Origin of the sequence: Asanoa iriomotensis, assembly GCF_016862515.1 — a bacterium.
In the GTDB taxonomy this organism is placed as follows: Bacteria; Actinomycetota; Actinomycetes; order Mycobacteriales; family Micromonosporaceae; genus Asanoa; species Asanoa iriomotensis.
The window spans coordinates 16,096-35,108 of the sequence record NZ_BONC01000075.1 but is presented as its reverse complement, the minus strand read 5'-3'; the positions used below and the strand labels follow the sequence as shown (position 1 = coordinate 35,108).

Sequence of the window (19,013 nt, the reverse complement as noted above, 5' to 3'; positions counted from 1 at the left end):
GCGGCAGAGGCGCGTGCACGGCCCTGAAGGCCAGGACACGCAGTTTCAAGCTCGAAATGGACCGGGTCGCCTCAGGCCAGGCCGGCGCGGACCGCGTAGAGGGCCGCCTGTGTGCGGTCCTGGACGCCGAGCTTGGCCAGGATCGCGCTGACGTGGGCCTTGACCGTCTTCTCCGCAAGGCCCAGTGACCGGGCGATCTCCCGATTCGACCGGCCCCGACCGATCTCCGTCAGGACCTGACGCTCCCGCGGTGTGAGCCGGGCCGGGTCCGCCGCGGACTCGCCCTCGCTCAGGACCCGGGCCACCTCCGGGTGCAGCAGCGTGTGCCCAAGGTGGACCGACCTGATCGCGGCCGCCAGCGCCGGTGGATCCACGTCCTTGTAGACATAGCCCGCCGCACCCGCGCGGACCGCCGGCAAAACCGCCGCCGGCTCCGTGAAGCTGGTGATCACCAGCACCCGCGACGGGAGGCCCCGCGCGGTCATCTCGCGCAGCGCCGCCACACCGTCCACCCCGGGCATGCGTAGGTCCAGCAGGACCACGTCCGGCAATAGCTCGGCCGTCCGGGCCACCGCCTCCGCGCCGTCGGCGGCCTCGCCGACTACCTCCAGGTCGTCCTGGACCTCCAGGAACGAGCGGAGGCCCTGGCGGACCATCGCGTGGTCGTCGACCACCAGCACCCGGATCCGGTCACTCAATGGGCACCTCCACCCGCACCGTCGTGCCCTTGCCGGGCTGCGACGACACCACCAGGCGGCCGCCCACCGACTCCGCCCGTGAACGCATCGACGTGAGGCCCAGCGATGCCTGGTCCGTCGGGCGCAGGCCCAGGCCGTCGTCGCAGACCTCGACCACCAGAGAAACAGCGGAGACGAACAACCGGACCTCGACGGTACGCGCGTCCGCGTGCCGCAACGCGTTGTGCAGCGCCTCCTGGACCACCCGGTATGCCGCGTCCTCCCGGTCCGGTGCCAACCGAGGCACCGGCTCCGTGACTCGCAGAACCACCCGTGCCGCGTGCACCCGGTCCAGCAGTCTCACCTGTTTGCCCAGCGCCGCGTCCAGGCCCTCGCGTGCCACGTCCGCCGGGCGCAGGCCGACCACGATCGCCCGCAGCTCGTCCGAGGCCTCTGCGGCAAGCGACCGCACCACACCCAGCTGAACAACAGCCCGGTCCGGGTCTCGGGAGACCAGGGCCGCCGCCGCGTCCGCGGTCAGGCGCAGGGAGAACAGCTTCTGCGCCACCGAGTCGTGCAGTTCCCGGGCGATCCGGTCCCGTTCCTCCAGCACCGACAGCTCCCGGCTGCGTTCGTACAACCTGGCATTGATCAATGCGATCGCAGCGTGACCAGCCAAAATCCGCAACAGGTCCTCGTCTTCGCGGTCGAACGAGCCGTCGCGCTTGTTGGCCAGGTAGAGCGCGCCCAGGATCTCGTCGCCGTGTGTGATCGGCATGCCTAGGAAGTCGCGCAGCTCCGGGTGGTGTTTCGGCCAGTACTCGAAGCGCGGGTGCGACCGGATGTCGGCCAGGCGCAGCGGTGCCGGGTCGCGCAGCAGCACCGCGAGCAGGCCGTGCTGGCGAGGCAGCGGGCCGATCGCCCGCCACTGTGCGTCACTGACCCCGTCGACCACGAACTCCGCGAACGCCCCGGAGTCCTCGTCCGGGACGCCGAGGGCCGCGTATCGGGCATTCAGCAACCGACGGGCGGCCGAAACGATGGTCTGCAGCACCTCGCGCACCGATTGGCGCGCGGTCACGGCGAGTACGGCGGTGCTGAGCGCCCGCAGTTCTTCGCGCGCGTCCACCTACGCACCGTAGCGCGGGAAGCCCGCCGACGATCCAGGGACGATGGTCCTAGGACCAAGGTCCCGGGACGGGCTTGTCCCTGGTCCGATGGCTTCGACGGCCGTCGTTCCTAGCGTCGGAGCTATGACAACAGCGATCATCACCGGCGCGTCCCGTGGGCTCGGGCGCGCACTGTCCGGCGGGCTGGCGCAGGCCGGCTGGAACGTCGTCGTCGACGGGCGGGACGGCGCCGCGCTGGCCGCCGCCGGGTTCGGGCCCGGTGTCGTGCCGGTCGCCGGCGACGTCAACGATCCCGCGCACCGCGCGGCGTTGATCGACGTCGCGGACCGGTACGGCGGCGTCGACCTGCTGGTCAACAACGCCGGCATCCTGGGACCGTCGCCGCAGCCCCGGCTCGCCGACTACCCCGTCGAGGCGATGCGCGAGGTGTACGAGGTCAACGTGCACGCGCCGCTCGCGCTCACCCAACTCGCCCTGCCCGGGCTCCGCAAGCGCGGCGGCGCGGTGCTAAACGTGACCTCGGACGCGGCGATCGAGGCGTACGCCGGCTGGGGTGGCTACGGTTCCGCGAAGGCGGCGCTCGAACAGCTCAGCAAGATCCTCGCCGCCGAGGAACCGGAGGTCCGCGTCTGGTGGGCCGACCCTGGCGACCTGCGTACGCGCATGCACCAGGAGGCCTATCCTGGCGAGGACATCAGCGACCGCCCGGAGCCGGAGTCGGTCGTGCCCGCGTTCCTGCGCCTGCTGGCGGCGCGACCGGAGTCGGGCCGGGTCCGGGTGGCGCAATGGTGAACGCGACCGCGGATCCGCTCGATTTCGTGCTCCCGGACGACCTGTCGGCGCACGAGCCGCCGGAGGCGCGCGGTGTGCCCCGTGACGGGGTGCGGCTGCTGGTCTCCACCCCCGCGAGACAGGAACACCACCTGTTCCGCGAGCTGCCCTGCGTGCTGCGGGCCGGCGACGTGCTGGTGGTGAACACGTCCGCGACGCTGCCGGCGGCGGTGCCCACTCTTGACGGACATGTCGTGCATTTCTCGACGGCCAATGCCGACGGCACCTGGCTGGTCGAGCCACGCGCCACGGCCGGCGACGGCAATCCGACGACCGGGCCCCTGCACGAAGCGACACCTGACCAGCGATTCGGCCTCCGCGGCGGTGCCACGGTCACGCTGCTGTCGCCGTACACCCGAGGTCGGCTCTGGAATGCCGCCGTCTCCGTCGACGATGTCCGGGCTTACCTCGAGGAGCATGGAGAACCGATCCGATACGGGTACGTGCCGCGGCCGTGGCCACTGACGGACTACCAGACGGTGTTCGCGACCCATCCGGGCAGCGCGGAGATGCCGAGTGCGGCGCGCCCGTTCACCGACCGCGTCGTCACCCGACTGGTCGCCGCGGGCGTGCTGGTGGTCCCCATCGTGCTGCACACAGGCGTCGCGTCGGCGGAGGCGCACGAGCGGCCGTACCCGGAATGGTTCTCGGTCCCTGAAGCCACCGCCCGGGTCGTGGCCGGTGCCCGCCGCGTGATCGCGGTCGGCACGACGGTGGTCCGGGCGCTGGAGACCACCGGCGGCGCGGCCGGGCAGGGCTGGACCGAGCTGGTGGTGACGCCGGAACGGGGCGTGCGGGTCGTGGACGGCTTGCTGACGGGGTTCCACGAACCGCGCGCCTCGCACCTCGACCTGCTGGCCGCGGTGGCCGGCCGGGACCTGGTCGGGCGCGCGTACCAGGAGGCACTTTCGGCTCGTTATCGCTGGCACGAGTTCGGTGACGTCAACTTGCTGCTGTCGGAGCGCGCTCGATGAGCGGTATAGTCCCGCCGATCGAGCGCGTGCAGTGGAGGATGGCGCATGTCTCAGGGTCAGCAGTACCTCACGCCGGCGTTCGACACGTCGATGCGCGGCTACGAGAAGAAGCAGGTCGATCGCCACCTGGCGGAGACCTCCGACCGGATCGCGCAGTTGGCCGCCGAGCGGGAGCAGGCGCACCACCACATCCGTGGTCTGACCGCCAACCTCGAGCAGGTGCACGGCGAGCTGACCGAGCTGCGCGACCGGGCGCCGCGCCTCGACCGGGCGTCGTTCCGGCACCTGGGCTCGATGGTCGACGAGATCCTGGCGCTGTCCGAGAAGCAGGGCCAGGCCATCGTCGACGCCGCCGGTGAGCACGCCGCGGAGGTCAAGGCCGAGGCCGAGAAGGTGCTGGAGGCCGCGCACCAGGATGCCGAACGCGTCCGCGCCGAGGGCCAGGCCGCCCGGGAGGCGCTCGAGCAGGAGGCACAGCGCCTGCACGAGGCGAGCGTGGCCGCGATCGAGCGGGCCGAGGGCGAGGCCCGGGCGCGCATCGAGTCGGCGCACGAGCAGACGCAGCAGGAGCTGACCCAGTGGCGCTCCGACGTCGAGCGCGAGGTCAACGACCACCGCACGGCGGCGCAGGAGGCGCAGGAGGCCCGGGCGTCCGAGGCCGAGCAGCAGATGCAGGCGCACCAGCAACAGCTGACGATGGTGCAGAAGGAGATCGAGGCCCGGCAGCAGGCGCTGGGCGCGCTGCGCAACGCGCAGGAGCAGACCCAGCAGCAGCTCAACCAGCTCCGCCACGACGGCGCCTCGGTCGAGCAGGAGCTGGCCCAGCTGACGCACCGGCTGGGTGTCACGCGCCAGGAGCTGGGCAACGAACTGTCGCGCCTGGACCACGCGCGCCAGACGGCCGAGTCGGTCGAGCAGCAGACGCTCGAAGCCCGGGCCCGGATCCAGCGCGAGGCCAAGCGCATGGCCGACCGCGCGGCGGCCGCGGTGATGGCCGCGGCGGCGATGAGCCAGGAGACGGGCGAGTTCAAGATGGTCGCGGTGCGGCCCGACCTGGAGCAGATGGCACCGCCGCCGCAGGAGGAGTTCGCCCCGCCGCAGGAGGAGTTCGCCCCGCCGCAGGAGGAGTTCGAGCCCGAGGTCGAGGTCGAGGCCGAGGTCGTCGAGCCGCGGCCCCTGCCGCCCTCGCAGTCCTTGTTCGAGCCGGTGGAGCCCCGGCGCGAGCTGCCGGTCGAGGAGCCCCGCGTGATCGCCCTGCCGGGGCCTGTCGAGCGGTAACCGACAGTTATCAGGTCAGGCGCTGTTAGCGTCTGAACGGTGACTGGAAAGTCGGTTTCCGAGACTCGCTACCAGGCCCATCGGCTGCGCATCCCGGTGGACGCGCCTTTTGCCGACTTCCGGCGGCGGTACGAGACGGCCGTGCCGGCGGTGGACTACGACACGGTCAACGGTCTGATCGCCGGCAAGGCCGACTGGTCGGAAGTGACGGCCCAGGTGGACGCCGCGGCACCGTGGGGTTTCCTGCGCTACTGGTCGAGCGACGACGGCCCGCTGATGCGCCTGGCGCACGACCCGGGCGAGTGCGTGGTCTACCTGATGGGCAACCACGTCCTGGCGGAGCGGATGTACCGGTTCGACCAGGCCGCGATGATGTACGCGCCACTGCGCCCGATGATCGCGAGCCGCGCCGGCGAAACCCACTTCATCATCGAACAACCGAGCGCGACGTTCGGCTCCTTCGGCGCGGTGGGCGCGGACGACATCGCCGAGGTGGGCCAGGAACTCGACCACAAACTGGCCGCGCTCCTGGACCACCTCGACGCCCCCGTGCCTGCGACACTGCGTGCCTGACTCCGTTAACCTCGGTTGCCGGTGTTGGCCACCGTCAGGGTGTAGTCGGCGTCGAGGTAGGTGAGGTCGCCGGTGGGCAGGTTCGACACGATCGTGGCGAAGTCGCGTTGCGGGCCGTTCGCACACCGTGTGTTCAGCCCGGCCACCGCGATCGCGTCACCCTCGTACCGGTAGATCCAGTTGCCGCCGGCGGTGTCGACGATCTCGCCCGCCGACGTCACCCCCGGGGTCAGGTCACAGCTGGCCACGATCTGCAGCGTCCAGTTGTTGTCCTGCACTCCGGTGGTCTGGATCCAGTCCGACGAGGTCAGCGCCGCGGCCGCACCATCGACGTTCACGTCGTCGACGAACCAGCCCGTGTCCAGGTAGGCCGCGTCGGTCGAGTACCGGAACCGCACGTCGGTGGTGCCGGCGGGCAGTTGTGCGGTCAGGTGGATGTAGGTCGGCTCGTCGACGAAGTACGCCCCTCCCGAGGTGCCGGTCAGGCCGTTGCCTTCGGTGTTGTTGCCATGCGGGTCGTCGTCCGTGGTCACCTCGGTGCCCGCGTCGTCGACCAGCGGCACGGTCACCCACTGTCCACCGACGAGCGCCTCTGCGAAGCCGAAGTCCCACCCCTCCTCGATGAAGTACCACGTCCAGAAGTCGAGGGACGTGACGCTGCCGTCGGTGTCGACGTCGAGGATGTTGTCCGTCTGGCTCTCGTATCCGGCGTACCAGTGAGTCGTGCCGGTGTGCGGCGCGATCACCGTTTCGTCGTCGCCGTCGAGCGCGACCGTGACCGTCGGCCCCGGGTTGCGGAAACGCTCGACCTGCATGCCGAACGGCACGGCCGTCGGGTCCTGGTGGTTGAGCTTGTTGCGCCACTTGGGCGCCGGCTGCGCGCCCTGGTTGCTGCCGCGCCCGGCCCAGAACAGCTCGTCGGCGATGTCGATCGTCCACGTCGTGAACTGCGGGGCGCCGAAGTCGACAGCCCTGATGTCGAACCGGTCGGAGCCCTCGTCGTCGAGGTAGACGGCGACGGCCCAGTCCTGGAACAGCTCCTCGGAGCCGCGCAGGTCCGGTCCCGACGTGGTGGCGTTGAACGTGTTGATCGCGTTCTGTACACCGATCATGCCGTCGGCCTGCTCCTCGAAGATCAGCTTGATCAGGAGGTCGCCACCGGCGCCGTCGTACTGCAGGTCAGGCGTGTACGTCCCGTCGCCGTTTCCGCCGGCCTGCTCCCAGAGGTACTGGAAGAAGGTGTACGCGGCTCCGTAGTTCTGCAACCCGCCGCCCCATCGGGTCAGCGACGTGTCCGCGTAGAACACCTGCTGGTACGTCAGGTGCGAGCCGCCGACGTCGAAGCCGTTGAGGAACACCGCGAAGTCGGCCAGCCCTTCGTCGACCCAGGACAGCTCGCCCGCGTCGCTGTAGTTGTGCAGCAGGTGCTCGAGCTCGTGCGCGATCACACCCTCGTACAGCGTCGCCTGGTCGTTGCTCGGATCGTCGTCGCGCCACTCCGCGTCGTCCGGCCCGACCCGGTTGGCCCAGTCGAACGCGTCGATGACGATCACGTTCATGCCGACGGAGTCGATGTAGTCCGGGGCGAAGTAGCCGGCGGTGTAGGTGGTCTCGGCGCAGTCGTAGTAATTGGTGTCCTGAACGTTGTAGACCACCATGACCAGCGAGTCGCTGGCCGGCTCCTGCGGGTCGGCCGCGTCCATCAGGCCGAAATGCTCCTCGTCGACCGCGACGACCTGGCTGGCCAGCGTGTCACCGAGATAGTCGATCTGCGCCTGGGTCAGCGTGAAGTCGGCGGCCTGGGCATCGGCGCAGGGCACGAACTCGTCGCCGGGCGTCGGGTCGAACGCCGGGTCGAGGCTCGCTACGCCGGCCGGCGCCGAGCCGTCGAGCGGCGTGCCCGCCGGGACATAGATGTAAACGGGCGTGCCGTCCGGGGTCGTGCCGGCGTACGCCCGCGTGAAGTCCTGTTGGTACGTTCCGCCGGCCTCGCTGTCGTTGATCGGCAGCGTGATGGTGGGCTCGCCGGGCAGGTTCTCGTGGTCGTCACCCCACGCCGGTCCACCGCCGAGCGCGAGCGCGAGGGCGGTAAGCCCGACAACGCTCACCGCTCGCCTGAGGGTTTTTTGGTTTCGCACGGTGTTTCCTCCCACGCACGCCCGGGCGGGCGCGCTTGTCGGCAGACAAACATTCACGCGCCTGACAGTGAAGAGAACGCATCCGACATATGGGGCAGCCTGCATGATGCGCGAAACCCGACCGTGACACACCGCAACGACCAAGCGCTGAGCCGGTTAGGGAGACTCTGCCCCGCCGGACACTGGCCGGCGGGGCAGAGGTTGTCAGCAGTTCGGTTGCGTGGTTGCTACGGCGCAGACCACGCTCACGCCCGCTGACGCGTTGCCGGACGTGGCTGAGGTGAAGACCGTTTGGGTCTCACTGTTGAACCTCGGACCGAACATGTAGGTCAGTCCCGAGTAGCCGTACGAGTTGACGGACGTGAGCAGCGTGGAGGTGGTGTACGTGGCCGGGGCGGTGGTGCCGTAGATCCAGGGGCCGCCCGACGAGCCGCCGTTCATGTTGCAGGCGATGCCCCACGTCGGGGCGCCGTACGGGTCGTCGGTCGTCGGGCCGGTGCAGTAGACGAGATCGTTGCCCTTGTACCTGCCCTCCGCCGGATACCCGAACGCCCACTTCGTCACGCTGTTGGCGACGGTCGTGGTGTTCAGTCCGTACCCGCCGGTGGCGGCGTCGAGCTCGGCGGTGCCACTTCCGGCGATCCGGAGCCCGACCCTGGCGAAGGCGTAGTCGACCCGCACGGTCTCGTTCGACCCGAATCCGGCCGGGACGAAGTCGTCGTGGGCGGTGAGCAGGTTCGCCCGCCAGCAGCCATCTGCCCGCGTGTTGCAGTCGTAGCTGGGTTGGGCGTCGAAGTTCGGCAGGTACAGGAAGTTGTAGGACCAGCCGTCGGTGCCGTCGAAGACGCAATGCCCGGCCGTGAGGACGATCGAGCTGCCGTTGCTGGTCGAGCCGTCGTTGACGACACTGCCGGAACAGATCCAGTCGGAGCCGCCGGAGGAGAACAGGATTCTGCCGGAGCGCTGCTGGATCGCGCCGCCGTTGGGCCACGAGGCGCCGGTGACCACGCCGCCACCGCCGCCGGGCTTGGCCATCGGAACCATCTTCCCGGCGTCGTTGCGGACGTAGTCGCGGAACTTCGCGTTCGCGATCCGCGCGGGTGTCCAGTAGGCGAGCACGCGGGCGTCCTCCGCGCGGTCGGATCCGGACGAGTTGGCTTGCGCGGGTGTGCCGAGCAGGCCGACAGAGACGAGGACCACCGCGCCGATACGCGCGGTCATCCGGACTGTGGATCTCACACATCCTCCAGGGGTCATGGAGTGGAGTCGATATCCGAATAGCGCGCGGATCGATGAGCGTGTTTCACTGCGGAACAAAGAGGACTGTTCAGGCCTGGATCTCGGTGCTGCTGCCTGGGTCTTCGCCGGACAGGCGAGTGGTCGCCCACGGTGCCAGGCCCGTCGCGTTGCCGCCCAGGCGTCCGGCGCCGGACGACGTGGTGATCACCCTCGAGACGTCCGGCAGCATCGCCCGGCCCAGGTCGTCGAGGTTGTCGCCGTGGTGGTCGTGGGTGAGCAGCACCGCGTCGATCCGGCCGAGCGAGGCCAGGGACACGGCCGGACCGCTCACCTTCGTCGACGAGGTGCCCCAGCCGAAGGCGTACCTCCGGCCGGGAGCGTCGAACGTCGGGTCGGTCAGCAGATGCCACCCGCCGACCTCGATGAGGGCGGTGGGTCCGCCGATGTGGGTGATTTTCATCGGGCGTGGCGCAGGGCCCAGTCGAGGGCGAAGTCGGCGATCTTCTCCCAGCCCGCCTGTGCCGGCAGCAGGTGGGCGTACCCCTCGTATTCGACCTGTTCGGTGATGGTGTTCGACTGGTAGTGCGCGACGTTGGAGCGCTGCACCGCCGGCGGCATGATGTGGTCCTCGCCGCCGGAGATGAACAGCAGCGGCGCCCGGTTGTCGTTGCGGTAGTCGACCCAGGTGTCCTGGTGACCCGGCTGGAAGTTGGCCAGCACCCCGCCCCACACGATGCCGCCGTGGGCCGGGATGTGATACCTCGAATACAGGGCCGCGGCTTCCTCGTCGGTGAACGTGTTGGTGAAGGCGTACCTCCACTGCTCCAGCGTCAGGCCCACCGCCTTGTGCCGGTTGGCCGGCGACTTCAGCACCGGGAAGGTCGACTTCACCTGCGACAGCGGCACCACCCGGACCCCCTCGGTCGGTGCCGAGTTCAGCGCGACGCCCGCCGCGCCGTAGCCGTGGTCGAGCAGGATCTGGGTGAAGGCGCCGCCGGCCGAGTGCCCCATGATGATCGGCTGACGGTCCAGGCCCTTGATGACGCTCTCGAGCTTGTCGATGATGGCCGGGACGGTGACGGCCGTGATGAGGTCGGGGTTGGCGTTGAGCGCCTCCACCTCGACCTCGAAGCCGGGATAGCCGGGTGCGATCACCCGGAAACCCTGCTGCTCGTAGTGGGTGATCCAGTGCTCCCAGCTCCGCGGCGTCACCCAGAAGCCGTGCACGAGCACGATGGTGTCGGGTCGGTCGGTCACGGTCATGCTCCAGACTCGGCGAGGAACGCGAGCAGGTCGTTGCCGAGCTGCTCCTTGTGAGTGTCGGTGATGCCGTGCGGCGCGCCGGCGTACACCTTGAGGGTCGCGTTCTTGATTCGCGCCGCGGACGCTTTGCCGCCGACCTCGAACGGCACGACCTGGTCGTCGTCGCCGTGGATGACGAGGGTCGGCACGTCGATCGCGTCGAGGTCGGCCCGGAAGTCGGTGGCCGAGAACGCCGCGACGCACTCGAAGGCGTTGCGGTGCCCGGACTGCATGCTCTGCAGCCAGAACGCGTCACGGATGCCCTGCGAGACCTGCGCGCCGGGCCGGTTGTTGCCGAAGAACGGCCCGTCGGCGAGGTCGCGGTAGAGCTGCGACCGGTCGACGACCGAGCCGCCGCGGATCGCGTCGAAGACCTCGACCGGCACGCCGCCGGGGTTGTCCGGGGTCTGGACCATCAGGGGCGGGACCGCGGACACGAGCGCGATGCGGGCGATGCGGGACGTGCCGTGCCGGCCGACGTAGCGGGCGACCTCGCCGCCGCCGGTCGAGAACCCGACGAGCGTGAGCTCGCGCAGATCCAGCGTCTCGATGACGGCGGCCAGGTCGTCGGCGTACGTGTCCATCTCGTTGCCGTGCCAGGTCTGCGTCGACCGGCCGTGGCCGCGCCGGTCGTGCGCGATGCAGCGGTAGCCCCGCTCGGCCAGGAAGAGCATCTGCGCTTCCCAGCTGTCGGCGTGCAGCGGCCAACCGTGGCTGAACAGGACGGGCGTGCCGGCACCCCAGTCCTTGTAGAAGATCTGCGCGCCGTCGCCCGCGGTGACGTATCCCATGGCGGTCAGCGGACCGAGGCCGCGGCGCGGGCGATGAGGTCGGCGGTCGCGGCCGGCTCGGAGATCATGGCGACGTGCGAAGCCCCGATCTCGACGGTACGGGCCTGCGCGCGCTTGGCCATGAACCGCTGCGCGGCGGCCGGGATGAGGTTGTCGTTGCGGGCCACCAGGTACCAGGTCGGCACGGTCCGCCACGCCGGCCGGCCGGACGGCTCCTGGAGCGTGTGCACGTCGGCCGGGCGCTGGGTCGCGGCCATGACGGCGGTGACCGACTCCGGCAGGTCGCCGGCGAATACCTCGCGGAAGGCGGCCGCCTTGACGTAGCCGTCGTAGCTCATCGAGCCGTCGGGCTGCGTGTAGGGGCGGAAGTCCAGCGCCTCCATGCCGAGCTTGGAGCCCGGGTACTTCGTCTGCAGGCCTTCGAGCGTGTCGCCCTCGTCGGGGGCGAACGCCGCGACGTAGACCAGCGCCTTGACATCCGCGTTGTCGGTGGCGGCGTTGGTGATGATCATGCCGCCGTACGAGTGTCCGACGAGAACGATCGGCCCGTCGATCGTGCCCAGGAACTCGGCGAGATAGGCGGTGTCCGACGGCACCCCGCGCAGCGGGTTGGCCGGCGCGAGGACCGGGTACCCGGCCCGCTGCAGCCGGCGGGTCACCTCGGTCCAACCGGCGGCGTCGGCGAACGCGCCGTGCACCAGCACGACCGTCGGCTTCGGTCCGGAACGGCGGCTGGCGCCGGCCGGCGTGGCCGCCACCGCGCTCAACGCCGTGCCGGCGAGGAGCGCCGCGGACCCGGCCAGGACCGCACGACGAGTGGTTTCAGGCATGGCTGTTCCTCTCCCAGGTTCGAGTGTTCGACCAGGTCGGGCGATGGTCGACGGTCCGATCCGCGTGTGACGATCGCCGCCTGGTCGTTCGTTGCGGTGGGACCGTAGCCAGGGCGACACGGCAAACGACTGAAGAAAAAGTGAGGACGACGCGACCGATGGAGCCCGACCTCCGCTTCACCGTGCTCGGACCGGTCCGGGCCTGGCGGGACGGTGCGGAGATCCAGCTCGGCGCGCCGCAGGTGCGCAGCCTGTTGGCTGTCCTGCTCGCGCAGGCCGGTCGGCCGGTGGGGCTGGACGCCATCGTCGACCTGCTCTGGGGCCAGGAGCCGCCCTCGACCGCCGTCAACGCGCTGCACGGCCACGTCGGCACCTTGCGGCGGCTGTTGGAGCCGGGCCTCGGCCCCCGCCGGCAGGGCCGGTGGCTGCTGCGATCGGCGGGCGGCTACCAGTTCGCCGGCGACGAGGGCAGCCTCGACCTGCTCAGGTTCCGGCGGCTGACCCAGTCGGCCCGCGACGACCTCGCGGCTGGTGACGAGATCGGGGCCGTTCGGCTCTTCGCTTCGGCGCTCGATCTTGTGCAGGGCCGCTGCGCCGCGAATCTCAGCGCATCGATGCGCTCCGACCCCGTCTTCGTCGCGGTCGATCGTTTCTGTGCCGACGTCGCCCGGGAGGCCGCCGACTGCGCCCTGCGGGCTGCGCGGCCCGAGGCGCTCGTCACCGCCGTGCGCGCGGCGGCCGACCGCGATCCGCTCGACGAGCCCTTGCAGTCCCGGCTCATGCTGCTGCTCGGGGCGACAGGCCGACAAGCCGAAGCGCTCACGGTGTACGAGCGTGTGCGCACTCTCCTCGCGGAGGAGCTGGGCATCGATCCGGGCGCCGAGCTGCGCGCCGCACACGGCACCCTCGTGCGGCCTTCTGCCCCGCCGGCTGCGCCCGCCGCCCCGCGAGTCCCGATCGTGCGGCCCGCCCAGCTCCCGCCGGACCTGGCAACGTTCACCGGCCGGCGCGACGAGCTGCGTCGGGTGTTGGAGCTGGCCCCCGGCACTCATCTCGTCAGCGCGATCAGCGGAATGGCCGGCGTCGGCAAGACCACGACGGCGGTCCACTGGGCCCACCGGGTCGCCGACCGCTACCCCGACGGCCAGCTCTACGTGAACCTGCGCGGCTTCGACCCGGGCGGCTCGGTGATGCGGCCCGACGAGGCGTTGCGGCACTTCCTGGACGCGTTCGGGGTGGCGCCGGAGCGGGTGCCCCGCACCGTCGACGGCCAGGCCGCGCTCTACCGCAGCCTGCTGGCCGAGCGGCGGGTCCTCATCGTGCTCGACAACGCCCGCGACGCCGAGCAGGTGCGCCCGCTGTTGCCCGGAAGCCCGGGCTGCCTCGCGATCGTCACCAGCCGCGACGACCTGGCCGGCCTGGTCGCCACCCACGACGCACACCCGGTGTCACTCGACGTGCTCTCCGAGGCCGACTCGCACGAGCTGCTCGTGCAGCGACTCGGCCGGCACCGGGTGGACGCCGAACCCGAGGCCACGGCCGAGATCATCCGCCGGTCCGGGTGCCTGCCGCTGGCGCTCGCGGTGCTGGCGGCCCGCGCCGCGCTGCGTCCGTCGCTCTCGCTCGCCGACGTGCTGCACGACCTGACGGCCGACGACGACGCCCTGTTCGCGGACACGGACATCGCCGTCGACGTCCGGACGGTGTTCTCCTGGTCCTACCACGCCCTGACCGACGCCAGCGCCCGCCTGTTCCGGTTGCTCGGCCACGCCCGGACCGGTGACGTCACCGTGCCGGCCGCCGCCAGCCTCGCCGCTTTGTCAGAGCGCGAGGTGCGGCCGCTGCTCGCGGAGCTCGTCCGCACCAGCCTCGTCAACCAGATCGGGCCGGGTCGCTACGCGATGCACGACCTGCTCGCCGCCTACGCCGCCGAGCTGGCGACCGACCAGGACCGCCAGGCCGCACTGCGCCGGCTATTCGACCACTACCTGCACACCGCGATGGCCAACAGCGTGCGGGTGAACCCGCGTCCGAGCATCGACGTGTCCCCGCCCGTCCCGGGCGCGGTGGTCGGTGGCGAGGCCGACCGTGAGCGCGCGCTGGCGTGGTTCGCCCGGGAGAGGCCGACGCTGCTCGCCGCCATCACGCGCTCGGCGGCAACCGGCTTTCCGGGCCACACCTGGCGACTCGCCTGGGCAATCGGCCCGGACCTGCACTGGCGCGGGCAGTGGGCCGACTGGATCATGACCCAGGAAGCGTCGCTGGCCGCGCTCGAGGACACCGACGAGACGCTCGGCAAGGCGTACGCGAACAGTCAGCTCGGCCTGGCCTACACGGAGTACGGCAGGTACGAGGACGCCCACGCGCGGTTGCACGAGTCGATCGGGCACTTCGCCGCCCTGGACCACCACACCGGCCTCGCGGAGGCGTACCGCCGGCTGGGCGGTCTGGCGTACAAGGAAGAGCGCTACGACCACGCCCTGACCTATCTCTGGACGGCGGTCGAGCAGTGCGTCGCCGGCGAGGACCGCCTCAGCCAGGGCCACGTCCTCAACTCGATCGCCTGGGTGCAGATCCTGCGCGGCGAGCATGACCAGGCTCTGGAGAGCGCGCAGCAGGCACTGCCGATCGTGGTCGAGCTAGGCAGCCTGCAGGGGGAGGCGGCCACCCGCGACACCCTCGGGCACGCCCTGCACCACCTGGGCCGCTACCAGGAAGCAGCGGAGTCGTACCGAGCGGCCGTCCGGCTGCGCCAGTTCACCGGCGACCGCGTCTACGAGGCGAACACCCTGCACCGCCTCGGCGACAACCACGCGATGGCAGGCGAACCGGACCTGGCCGCGGCCGCGTGGCGGGAAGCGCTGGCCATCATGACCGACATAAGCCACCCAGCCGCCGAAACCGTGGCCGCCAAGCTGGGTGGCGAGGGCGATGCCCTCGCCACCCAGGTGGTTGGTTAGCGGGTCAGGACTGTTGCGAGGCGGCCCCGGGTGTCCTCGGTGCCGGTGAAGCCCTCGCTCGGGTTGAACTCGTCCTCGCCGAAGTCGACGTCCGGGTCGTCGGCGGTGCCGCCGATGCCGTCCGGGCCGACGCCGTAGAGCAGCGGGAAGTTGCCGCCCTGGTCCATCAGGTTCAGTGTGTCGTTGAACTGGTCCACGTGCCAGTTGCCGAAGAAGTGGCCCGCCTCGTGGGAGGCCACGTTGCCGACCGCCTGTGCGATGAAGTTGATCTTGTTGCTGGCCGGCGTGATGTAGAAGTTCAGCGACGCGTCGTCGTTGGCCGGGCCGCTCAGCACGTCAAGCAGGATCAGCGCTGATTCCTGCGTGTCGAAGTTGCCCGGGTCGATCGACTGGGCGATGCCGATCGTGTTGACGCCCGACTCCGCGATCGTGCCGCCGACGATCAGGCGGCTGACGTTGACCTCGCCGAACGGGTCGGCGTGGTCGCGGCTGTTGAGGATCTTCAACCGGAAGTTGTCGTTGAGGCCGCTCTGCGCCAGGTCGCGCTTCACGTTCTCGGTCACCTCGGCGACGATGCCGTCGATCAGCTGGTTCTCGTCGGCCGTGGTCAGGCCCCAGCGACCGAGGAAGGACCGCAGTGGGCTGAGCGTCACGACGCCCGGGCCGCCGAAGATCGCCGTGTTGAGGCGCTGGCCGTTGAAGTCGATGAAGACCGTCTGGGTGATCTTGTCGCCTTCCAGGTTCGGCCGGTACGCCTCGACGGTGATGTCATAGGCGCCCGAGCCCTCGCTCACGGCGACGTAGTGCAGGCCGTCGTCGTCGGCCACGTGCTCGCTGACCGCGTTGCCGCCACCGGGCAGCGGGCTGTTCGGCGGGTAGATGAAGGTCGCGTCCTGGCTGGACCCGTGCACCTCACGACCGGCCGGGTCGTAAATGGTGATCGTCGCCGGCGAGCCCGTCACCGACGTGCCGAGCACGTCACCCTTGCGCAACTGCACGGCGTAGAAGTCGACGTCCACGCGCGCCACGGAGAGCAGCATCGTGTACGGACCCTCGCTGCCCGCACCATTGCCACTGGCGGCGTCGAACGGATCGGCCGGCCTCGAGTTGTAGCCCGTGATCATGACGTAGTAGTCGCCGGGCGCGGTGAACGTGAACATGAGGAGGCTGTCCAGGCCGCCGGAGTCGTCGTTGAAGGCCAGCTGCTCGCCCGTGGCGGAGTACAGCGCGACCATCGTGTCGAGCGGCCCGGTCGGGGTGTCCATGTCGACCGTCAGCGTCTCGCCGACACCGGCCGCGCCGATGGTCAGCTTGAAGAAGTCGAAGTCACCGGTGTCGCCGGCGGCGGAGCCGTGCGGGCCGTCACCGATCGTGCTGTTGACGGTGATCCCGCTGCGGAGGTTCTGGACGCCGGTGTCCGACGCGAGGGGAATCGCGCCGTCGTCCTCGGCCTTGGGCGTGAACGCCGGCCGGCTGACCACCTCAGGGTCGAGAGAGCCCAGGATGCGGGCCCGCGTGGTCTGCTTCCCCTTGGTGCCGAAGCCGGGCACCGGCTGGGCGAGCGCGGGCGAGTCGTTGCCGCCCTGGCTGCCGTCGAGCTCGTCCTCGTCGACCAGGATCGGTGACGCGGCGGCAACCTGGCGCAGTGCCCGCTTCTGCTCGCGGAGCGCGCTCTGCTTCTCGGCATTCTGCCGCCAGGCGGCATAGTCGATTGTGGTCGGATCGGGTACGAGCGACAGATATGGATTGACGCCGGTCGGCGCCTCGCCGGCCGGTGCCTTCGCGGCCACCTGCCCGCCCTCGGCCAACGTGGCGCGATCAGCGCCACTCGGCCCCGGGTCGTTCTTGAGTTCGGCCGTCGCGGTCGCTGCTGGCAGCATCGCTGCTGCCAGCGCCGTGCCAGCCAAGAGCGCGATGGTTCGACGCATGAGCCCTCCCCCTTGCGGCCGGGCCCCTGTGCCCAGCCCATCGATGGCTGTCACGACGCTATCCATCCGTCCAAGGTCATGAACAGATGGAGATCGAAACCAATCACATAGACGCATCGCGATAGCTATTGAAACCGGGGCATTTACTCTGATCAAAAAACGACACTGTCCGGCATCTGTCGACAGGGTTGCCAAACCGTCACCCTGAGCTAGATTGGGCGCGACGGCCACAGTGGATCTTGCGGGGTCGTCCGGCCACTGTCGATGATCACGAAGGCCGTACGCCGCAAGCGATCCGCGTCACCGGCCTCTTCTCCCCGCGTTTACGCAGGTGGAGACCGCCTGCTGGGAACGCAGCCCACGGGCCTTTCGGCGGCCTTGACCCGTGGTCCATCATTGAGTGAAGCGGACGAATGAGGTGTTGGCGAGCCATCTCGTCATGCGTCCACAGTGTCCCTCGGGTTGCTAGCTAACGTCAGTGGAGTCAGGCGGCGGATGGTGGTGCGCGACAGATGAGGATGCAGCCTCGTCAACAGCTGCTGGAGATCTGGAACTCGACCGTGCGTTCGTCCTGGTCGGAGCGTGAAAAGAAGTGGAAGTTCGGCGGCCGTGACGCGCCCAACTCGATCGGCGACGCGGAGCAGCTGCTCTGCATCCTGACCCCGGCGACCAAGGTCGAAGCGTTCAAACTCGACCGTCCGGACGAGACCGCCGAAGACATGATCCGGGCGCTGCGCCCGCTGGGCAACGCGACCGAGATCCCGAAGACGCTGATCGGCGTGCTCCGGGAATACTTCGACCGCTACAGCGAGCCCGACGGCACCCCGCTGTTCTCCGGGTCGTCCTACTACAGCTCGTCCGGCCCGGCGCAGCCCACCAAGGAGCAGCTCCGGCTCGACATCGTCGACTCGTTCGCCATGTCGGTCACGCTGTCGCTGGCCGTTCTCGGTTTCCTCAAGGTGCTCCGGTCCGTGGCGAGCCGCGAGGAGAACCGCAAGGAGATCGAGGCGCTGGAGCTGATGGCCAGCACCCGGCTGAGCGCCGCCATGGTCGGGCTGCTGCGGAGTTTCACGGTCAACGTCTTCGACATCGACTCCGGGTACGGCCAGGCGTTGATCACAATGATCAACCAGGAGAACCTGCCGCAGCGCCAGGTGGTCAGCGCTATCCGCCGGGACCTCCGCGAGACCATCGCCTCCTTCCGCGAGGTCCTGATCGGTTCCGGCCAGGTCACCGACATCGACAGTCCCGACCGCCTCTTCGAGGTCGGCTGGTCCTGGGGCATCGTCAACGGCGCTCCCTCCATCGAGACCAACGAGCCGGTCGGGCAGCAGCCCAAGGGCTTCGCACAGGACGCGCCCTACCTCTACTTCACGGTCATCGCGGTCGACGCCATCGAGGACCTCTTCTCCGAACGGACCCGCGTTCTCGGCCTGCTCAACGAGGAGCAGCAACGCCTCTCGCGTGCGCTCCAGCTCCGGTGGGAGCTGACTCGTTCCTACTGGTCGACGATGGCGACGTTCGGCGCCGCCCGGCGCTGGCCGGTCGAGGACATCCCCTGGCGCACCACTGACGAGGACGCGTCCGACTACTACACGCTGCTCGTCACCTCGCTCGCCGTCAAAGGCCTGGTCCAGGAACGCGGCACCGACATCGAGCTCGGCCGGATCGGCGAGGTCGTCGGCGAGCTGGCCAACCGCGCCCGGATCACCCGCAAGCCGTTCGACACCGACCCGGCGCTCAGCCTGCACGCACCCGGCGTACTCGTGCCGCTGGTCGGCAGCGAGGACGCCGGCGAGGCCCGCATGCTGTGGACGGTCTCCGAGTTCGCCGCCCTGCTCTTCCAGCGCACCACCGTGATCGCGGGGCTGATCAGCGACGCCGAGGGTCGCAGCCGGATGCTCGACCTCGCCGACCGCACCTGGGAGCACCTCAACCGGCGTCGGCTCGACAAGGGCTCGGGGCGCAACCTGTGGGACCAGCCGACCTCGGCGTTTCCTCAGCTGACCACCCGCTACGACAAACCGTCCTGGTACTACACCCAGCGCGTCGTGCAGGGCCTGGTGACCACGGCCAACATGCTCAACCGCCCGCCACTGCGCAGTCCGCGGCTCGGCAACTACGCGTTCGACCTGCTCACCGAGGCCGAGCACCTCTACGACATGGAGCTGCTCTCGGGTGCCGGCGACGCCGGCCCACGGATGCGCGAGACGCTCAAGGTCGCCCAGATCCACCTGTCCCGGGCCCGCGAGATCCTGCCGGAGCGCCCCGGCACCGCGGCCGTCCTCGCTGCCCAGGTGCTGATTTCGCTAGACGAGTTGGCCGCCGCGCGGCGTGACGTGACCGAGGCGGGCTGAACCCC

At 70.0% G+C, this 19,013-nt stretch carries 15 protein-coding genes; 6 read left to right on the top strand and 9 right to left on the bottom strand.

Going from position 1 to position 19,013, the window contains the following annotated elements:
• Nucleotides 1-71 precede the first annotated feature (71 nt).
• The gene (locus Air01nite_RS34460; protein WP_203707568.1) at nucleotides 72-698 is read right to left on the bottom strand and encodes a response regulator; all 627 of its coding nucleotides are present in this window, start codon (nucleotides 696-698) and stop codon (nucleotides 72-74) included.
• Complete coding sequence (locus Air01nite_RS41700; RefSeq protein ID WP_203707567.1) at nucleotides 691-1,806, bottom strand: GAF domain-containing sensor histidine kinase; 1,116 nt, start codon at nucleotides 1,804-1,806, stop codon at nucleotides 691-693. Before Air01nite_RS41700 ends, Air01nite_RS34460 begins: the two co-directional genes overlap by 8 nt.
• A 124-nt stretch (nucleotides 1,807-1,930) precedes the next feature.
• On the opposite strand from Air01nite_RS41700, the gene Air01nite_RS34450 reads away from it, so the two are divergent.
• Genes Air01nite_RS34450 through Air01nite_RS34435 form a run of 4 tightly spaced genes read left to right on the top strand, consistent with a single transcriptional unit; the run spans nucleotide 1,931 to nucleotide 5,463 of the window.
• Nucleotides 1,931-2,599 (top strand): SDR family NAD(P)-dependent oxidoreductase, encoded by a 669-nt coding sequence (locus Air01nite_RS34450; RefSeq protein WP_203707566.1) that lies wholly within the window; start codon nucleotides 1,931-1,933, stop codon nucleotides 2,597-2,599.
• Nucleotides 2,593-3,612: an S-adenosylmethionine:tRNA ribosyltransferase-isomerase gene (locus Air01nite_RS34445; RefSeq protein WP_203707565.1), complete on the top strand. Its 1,020-nt coding sequence runs from the start codon at nucleotides 2,593-2,595 to the stop codon at nucleotides 3,610-3,612. The genes Air01nite_RS34450 and Air01nite_RS34445 overlap by 7 nt, the downstream gene beginning before the upstream one ends.
• Before the next feature lie 45 nt (nucleotides 3,613-3,657).
• Complete coding sequence (locus Air01nite_RS34440; RefSeq protein WP_203707564.1) at nucleotides 3,658-4,890, top strand: coiled-coil domain-containing protein; 1,233 nt, start codon at nucleotides 3,658-3,660, stop codon at nucleotides 4,888-4,890.
• Nucleotides 4,891-4,929: 39 nt separating this feature from the next.
• Nucleotides 4,930-5,463: a DUF302 domain-containing protein gene (locus Air01nite_RS34435; RefSeq protein ID WP_203707563.1), complete on the top strand. Its 534-nt coding sequence runs from the start codon at nucleotides 4,930-4,932 to the stop codon at nucleotides 5,461-5,463.
• A gap of 5 nt (nucleotides 5,464-5,468) precedes the next feature.
• On the opposite strand, the gene Air01nite_RS34430 is transcribed toward Air01nite_RS34435, so the two are convergent.
• The 6 genes from Air01nite_RS34430 to Air01nite_RS34405 all read right to left on the bottom strand — a co-directional run bounded on the left by Air01nite_RS34430 (nucleotide 5,469) and on the right by Air01nite_RS34405 (nucleotide 11,763).
• On the bottom strand, nucleotides 5,469-7,571 hold the full coding sequence (locus Air01nite_RS34430; protein ID WP_203707562.1) for a M6 family metallopeptidase: 2,103 nt from the start codon (nucleotides 7,569-7,571) through the stop codon (nucleotides 5,469-5,471).
• 234 nt (nucleotides 7,572-7,805) lie between these two features.
• Nucleotides 7,806-8,822, bottom strand: coding sequence for a trypsin-like serine peptidase (locus tag Air01nite_RS34425; protein WP_203707561.1), 1,017 nt, complete (start codon nucleotides 8,820-8,822; stop codon nucleotides 7,806-7,808).
• A gap of 106 nt (nucleotides 8,823-8,928) precedes the next feature.
• Nucleotides 8,929-9,300 (bottom strand): MBL fold metallo-hydrolase, encoded by a 372-nt coding sequence (locus Air01nite_RS34420; protein WP_203707560.1) that lies wholly within the window; start codon nucleotides 9,298-9,300, stop codon nucleotides 8,929-8,931.
• Nucleotides 9,297-10,097, bottom strand: a complete 801-nt coding sequence (locus Air01nite_RS34415; protein WP_239091165.1) for an alpha/beta hydrolase — start codon at nucleotides 10,095-10,097, stop codon at nucleotides 9,297-9,299. The genes Air01nite_RS34420 and Air01nite_RS34415 overlap by 4 nt, the downstream gene beginning before the upstream one ends.
• Before the next feature lie 2 nt (nucleotides 10,098-10,099).
• On the bottom strand, nucleotides 10,100-10,933 hold the full coding sequence (locus Air01nite_RS34410; protein ID WP_203707558.1) for an alpha/beta fold hydrolase: 834 nt from the start codon (nucleotides 10,931-10,933) through the stop codon (nucleotides 10,100-10,102).
• Nucleotides 10,934-10,938: 5 nt separating this feature from the next.
• Entirely contained in the window at nucleotides 10,939-11,763 is an 825-nt protein-coding gene (locus Air01nite_RS34405; RefSeq protein WP_203707557.1) for an alpha/beta fold hydrolase, read from the bottom strand.
• 158 nt (nucleotides 11,764-11,921) lie between these two features.
• Between Air01nite_RS34405 and Air01nite_RS34400 the strand changes: the two genes are divergently transcribed.
• Entirely contained in the window at nucleotides 11,922-14,723 is a 2,802-nt protein-coding gene (locus Air01nite_RS34400) for an AfsR/SARP family transcriptional regulator (RefSeq protein WP_203707556.1), read from the top strand.
• Here Air01nite_RS34400 and Air01nite_RS34395 read toward each other — a convergent pair.
• On the bottom strand, nucleotides 14,720-16,651 hold the full coding sequence (locus Air01nite_RS34395) for a DVUA0089 family protein (protein WP_203707555.1): 1,932 nt from the start codon (nucleotides 16,649-16,651) through the stop codon (nucleotides 14,720-14,722). The two genes, Air01nite_RS34400 and Air01nite_RS34395, sit on opposite strands and share 4 nt — an antisense overlap.
• Before the next feature lie 512 nt (nucleotides 16,652-17,163).
• On the opposite strand from Air01nite_RS34395, the gene Air01nite_RS34390 reads away from it, so the two are divergent.
• Nucleotides 17,164-19,008 carry an SCO2524 family protein gene (locus Air01nite_RS34390; RefSeq protein ID WP_203707554.1) on the top strand — a complete coding sequence of 615 codons (1,845 nt, stop codon included), beginning with the start codon at nucleotides 17,164-17,166 and terminating at the stop codon, nucleotides 19,006-19,008.
• Nucleotides 19,009-19,013 lie beyond the last annotated feature (5 nt).

Bases quoted from the DNA above. Each gene is read 5' to 3' on its own strand.
- Air01nite_RS34450 (WP_203707566.1), top strand. From the start codon at position 1,931: ATGACAACAGCGATCATCACCGGCGCGTCCCGTGGGCTCGGGCGCGCA.
- Air01nite_RS34445 (WP_203707565.1), top strand. From the start codon at position 2,593: ATGGTGAACGCGACCGCGGATCCGCTCGATTTCGTGCTCCCGGACGAC.
- Air01nite_RS34440 (WP_203707564.1), top strand. From the start codon at position 3,658: ATGTCTCAGGGTCAGCAGTACCTCACGCCGGCGTTCGACACGTCGATG.
- Air01nite_RS34425 (WP_203707561.1), bottom strand. From the start codon at position 8,822: ATGACCGCGCGTATCGGCGCGGTGGTCCTCGTCTCTGTCGGCCTGCTC.
- Air01nite_RS34420 (WP_203707560.1), bottom strand. From the start codon at position 9,300: ATGAAAATCACCCACATCGGCGGACCCACCGCCCTCATCGAGGTCGGC.
- Air01nite_RS34410 (WP_203707558.1), bottom strand. From the start codon at position 10,933: ATGGGATACGTCACCGCGGGCGACGGCGCGCAGATCTTCTACAAGGAC.
- Air01nite_RS34405 (WP_203707557.1), bottom strand. From the start codon at position 11,763: ATGCCTGAAACCACTCGTCGTGCGGTCCTGGCCGGGTCCGCGGCGCTC.
- Air01nite_RS34400 (WP_203707556.1), top strand. From the start codon at position 11,922: ATGGAGCCCGACCTCCGCTTCACCGTGCTCGGACCGGTCCGGGCCTGG.
- Air01nite_RS34395 (WP_203707555.1), bottom strand. From the start codon at position 16,651: ATGCGTCGAACCATCGCGCTCTTGGCTGGCACGGCGCTGGCAGCAGCG.
- Air01nite_RS34390 (WP_203707554.1), top strand. From the start codon at position 17,164: ATGAGGATGCAGCCTCGTCAACAGCTGCTGGAGATCTGGAACTCGACC.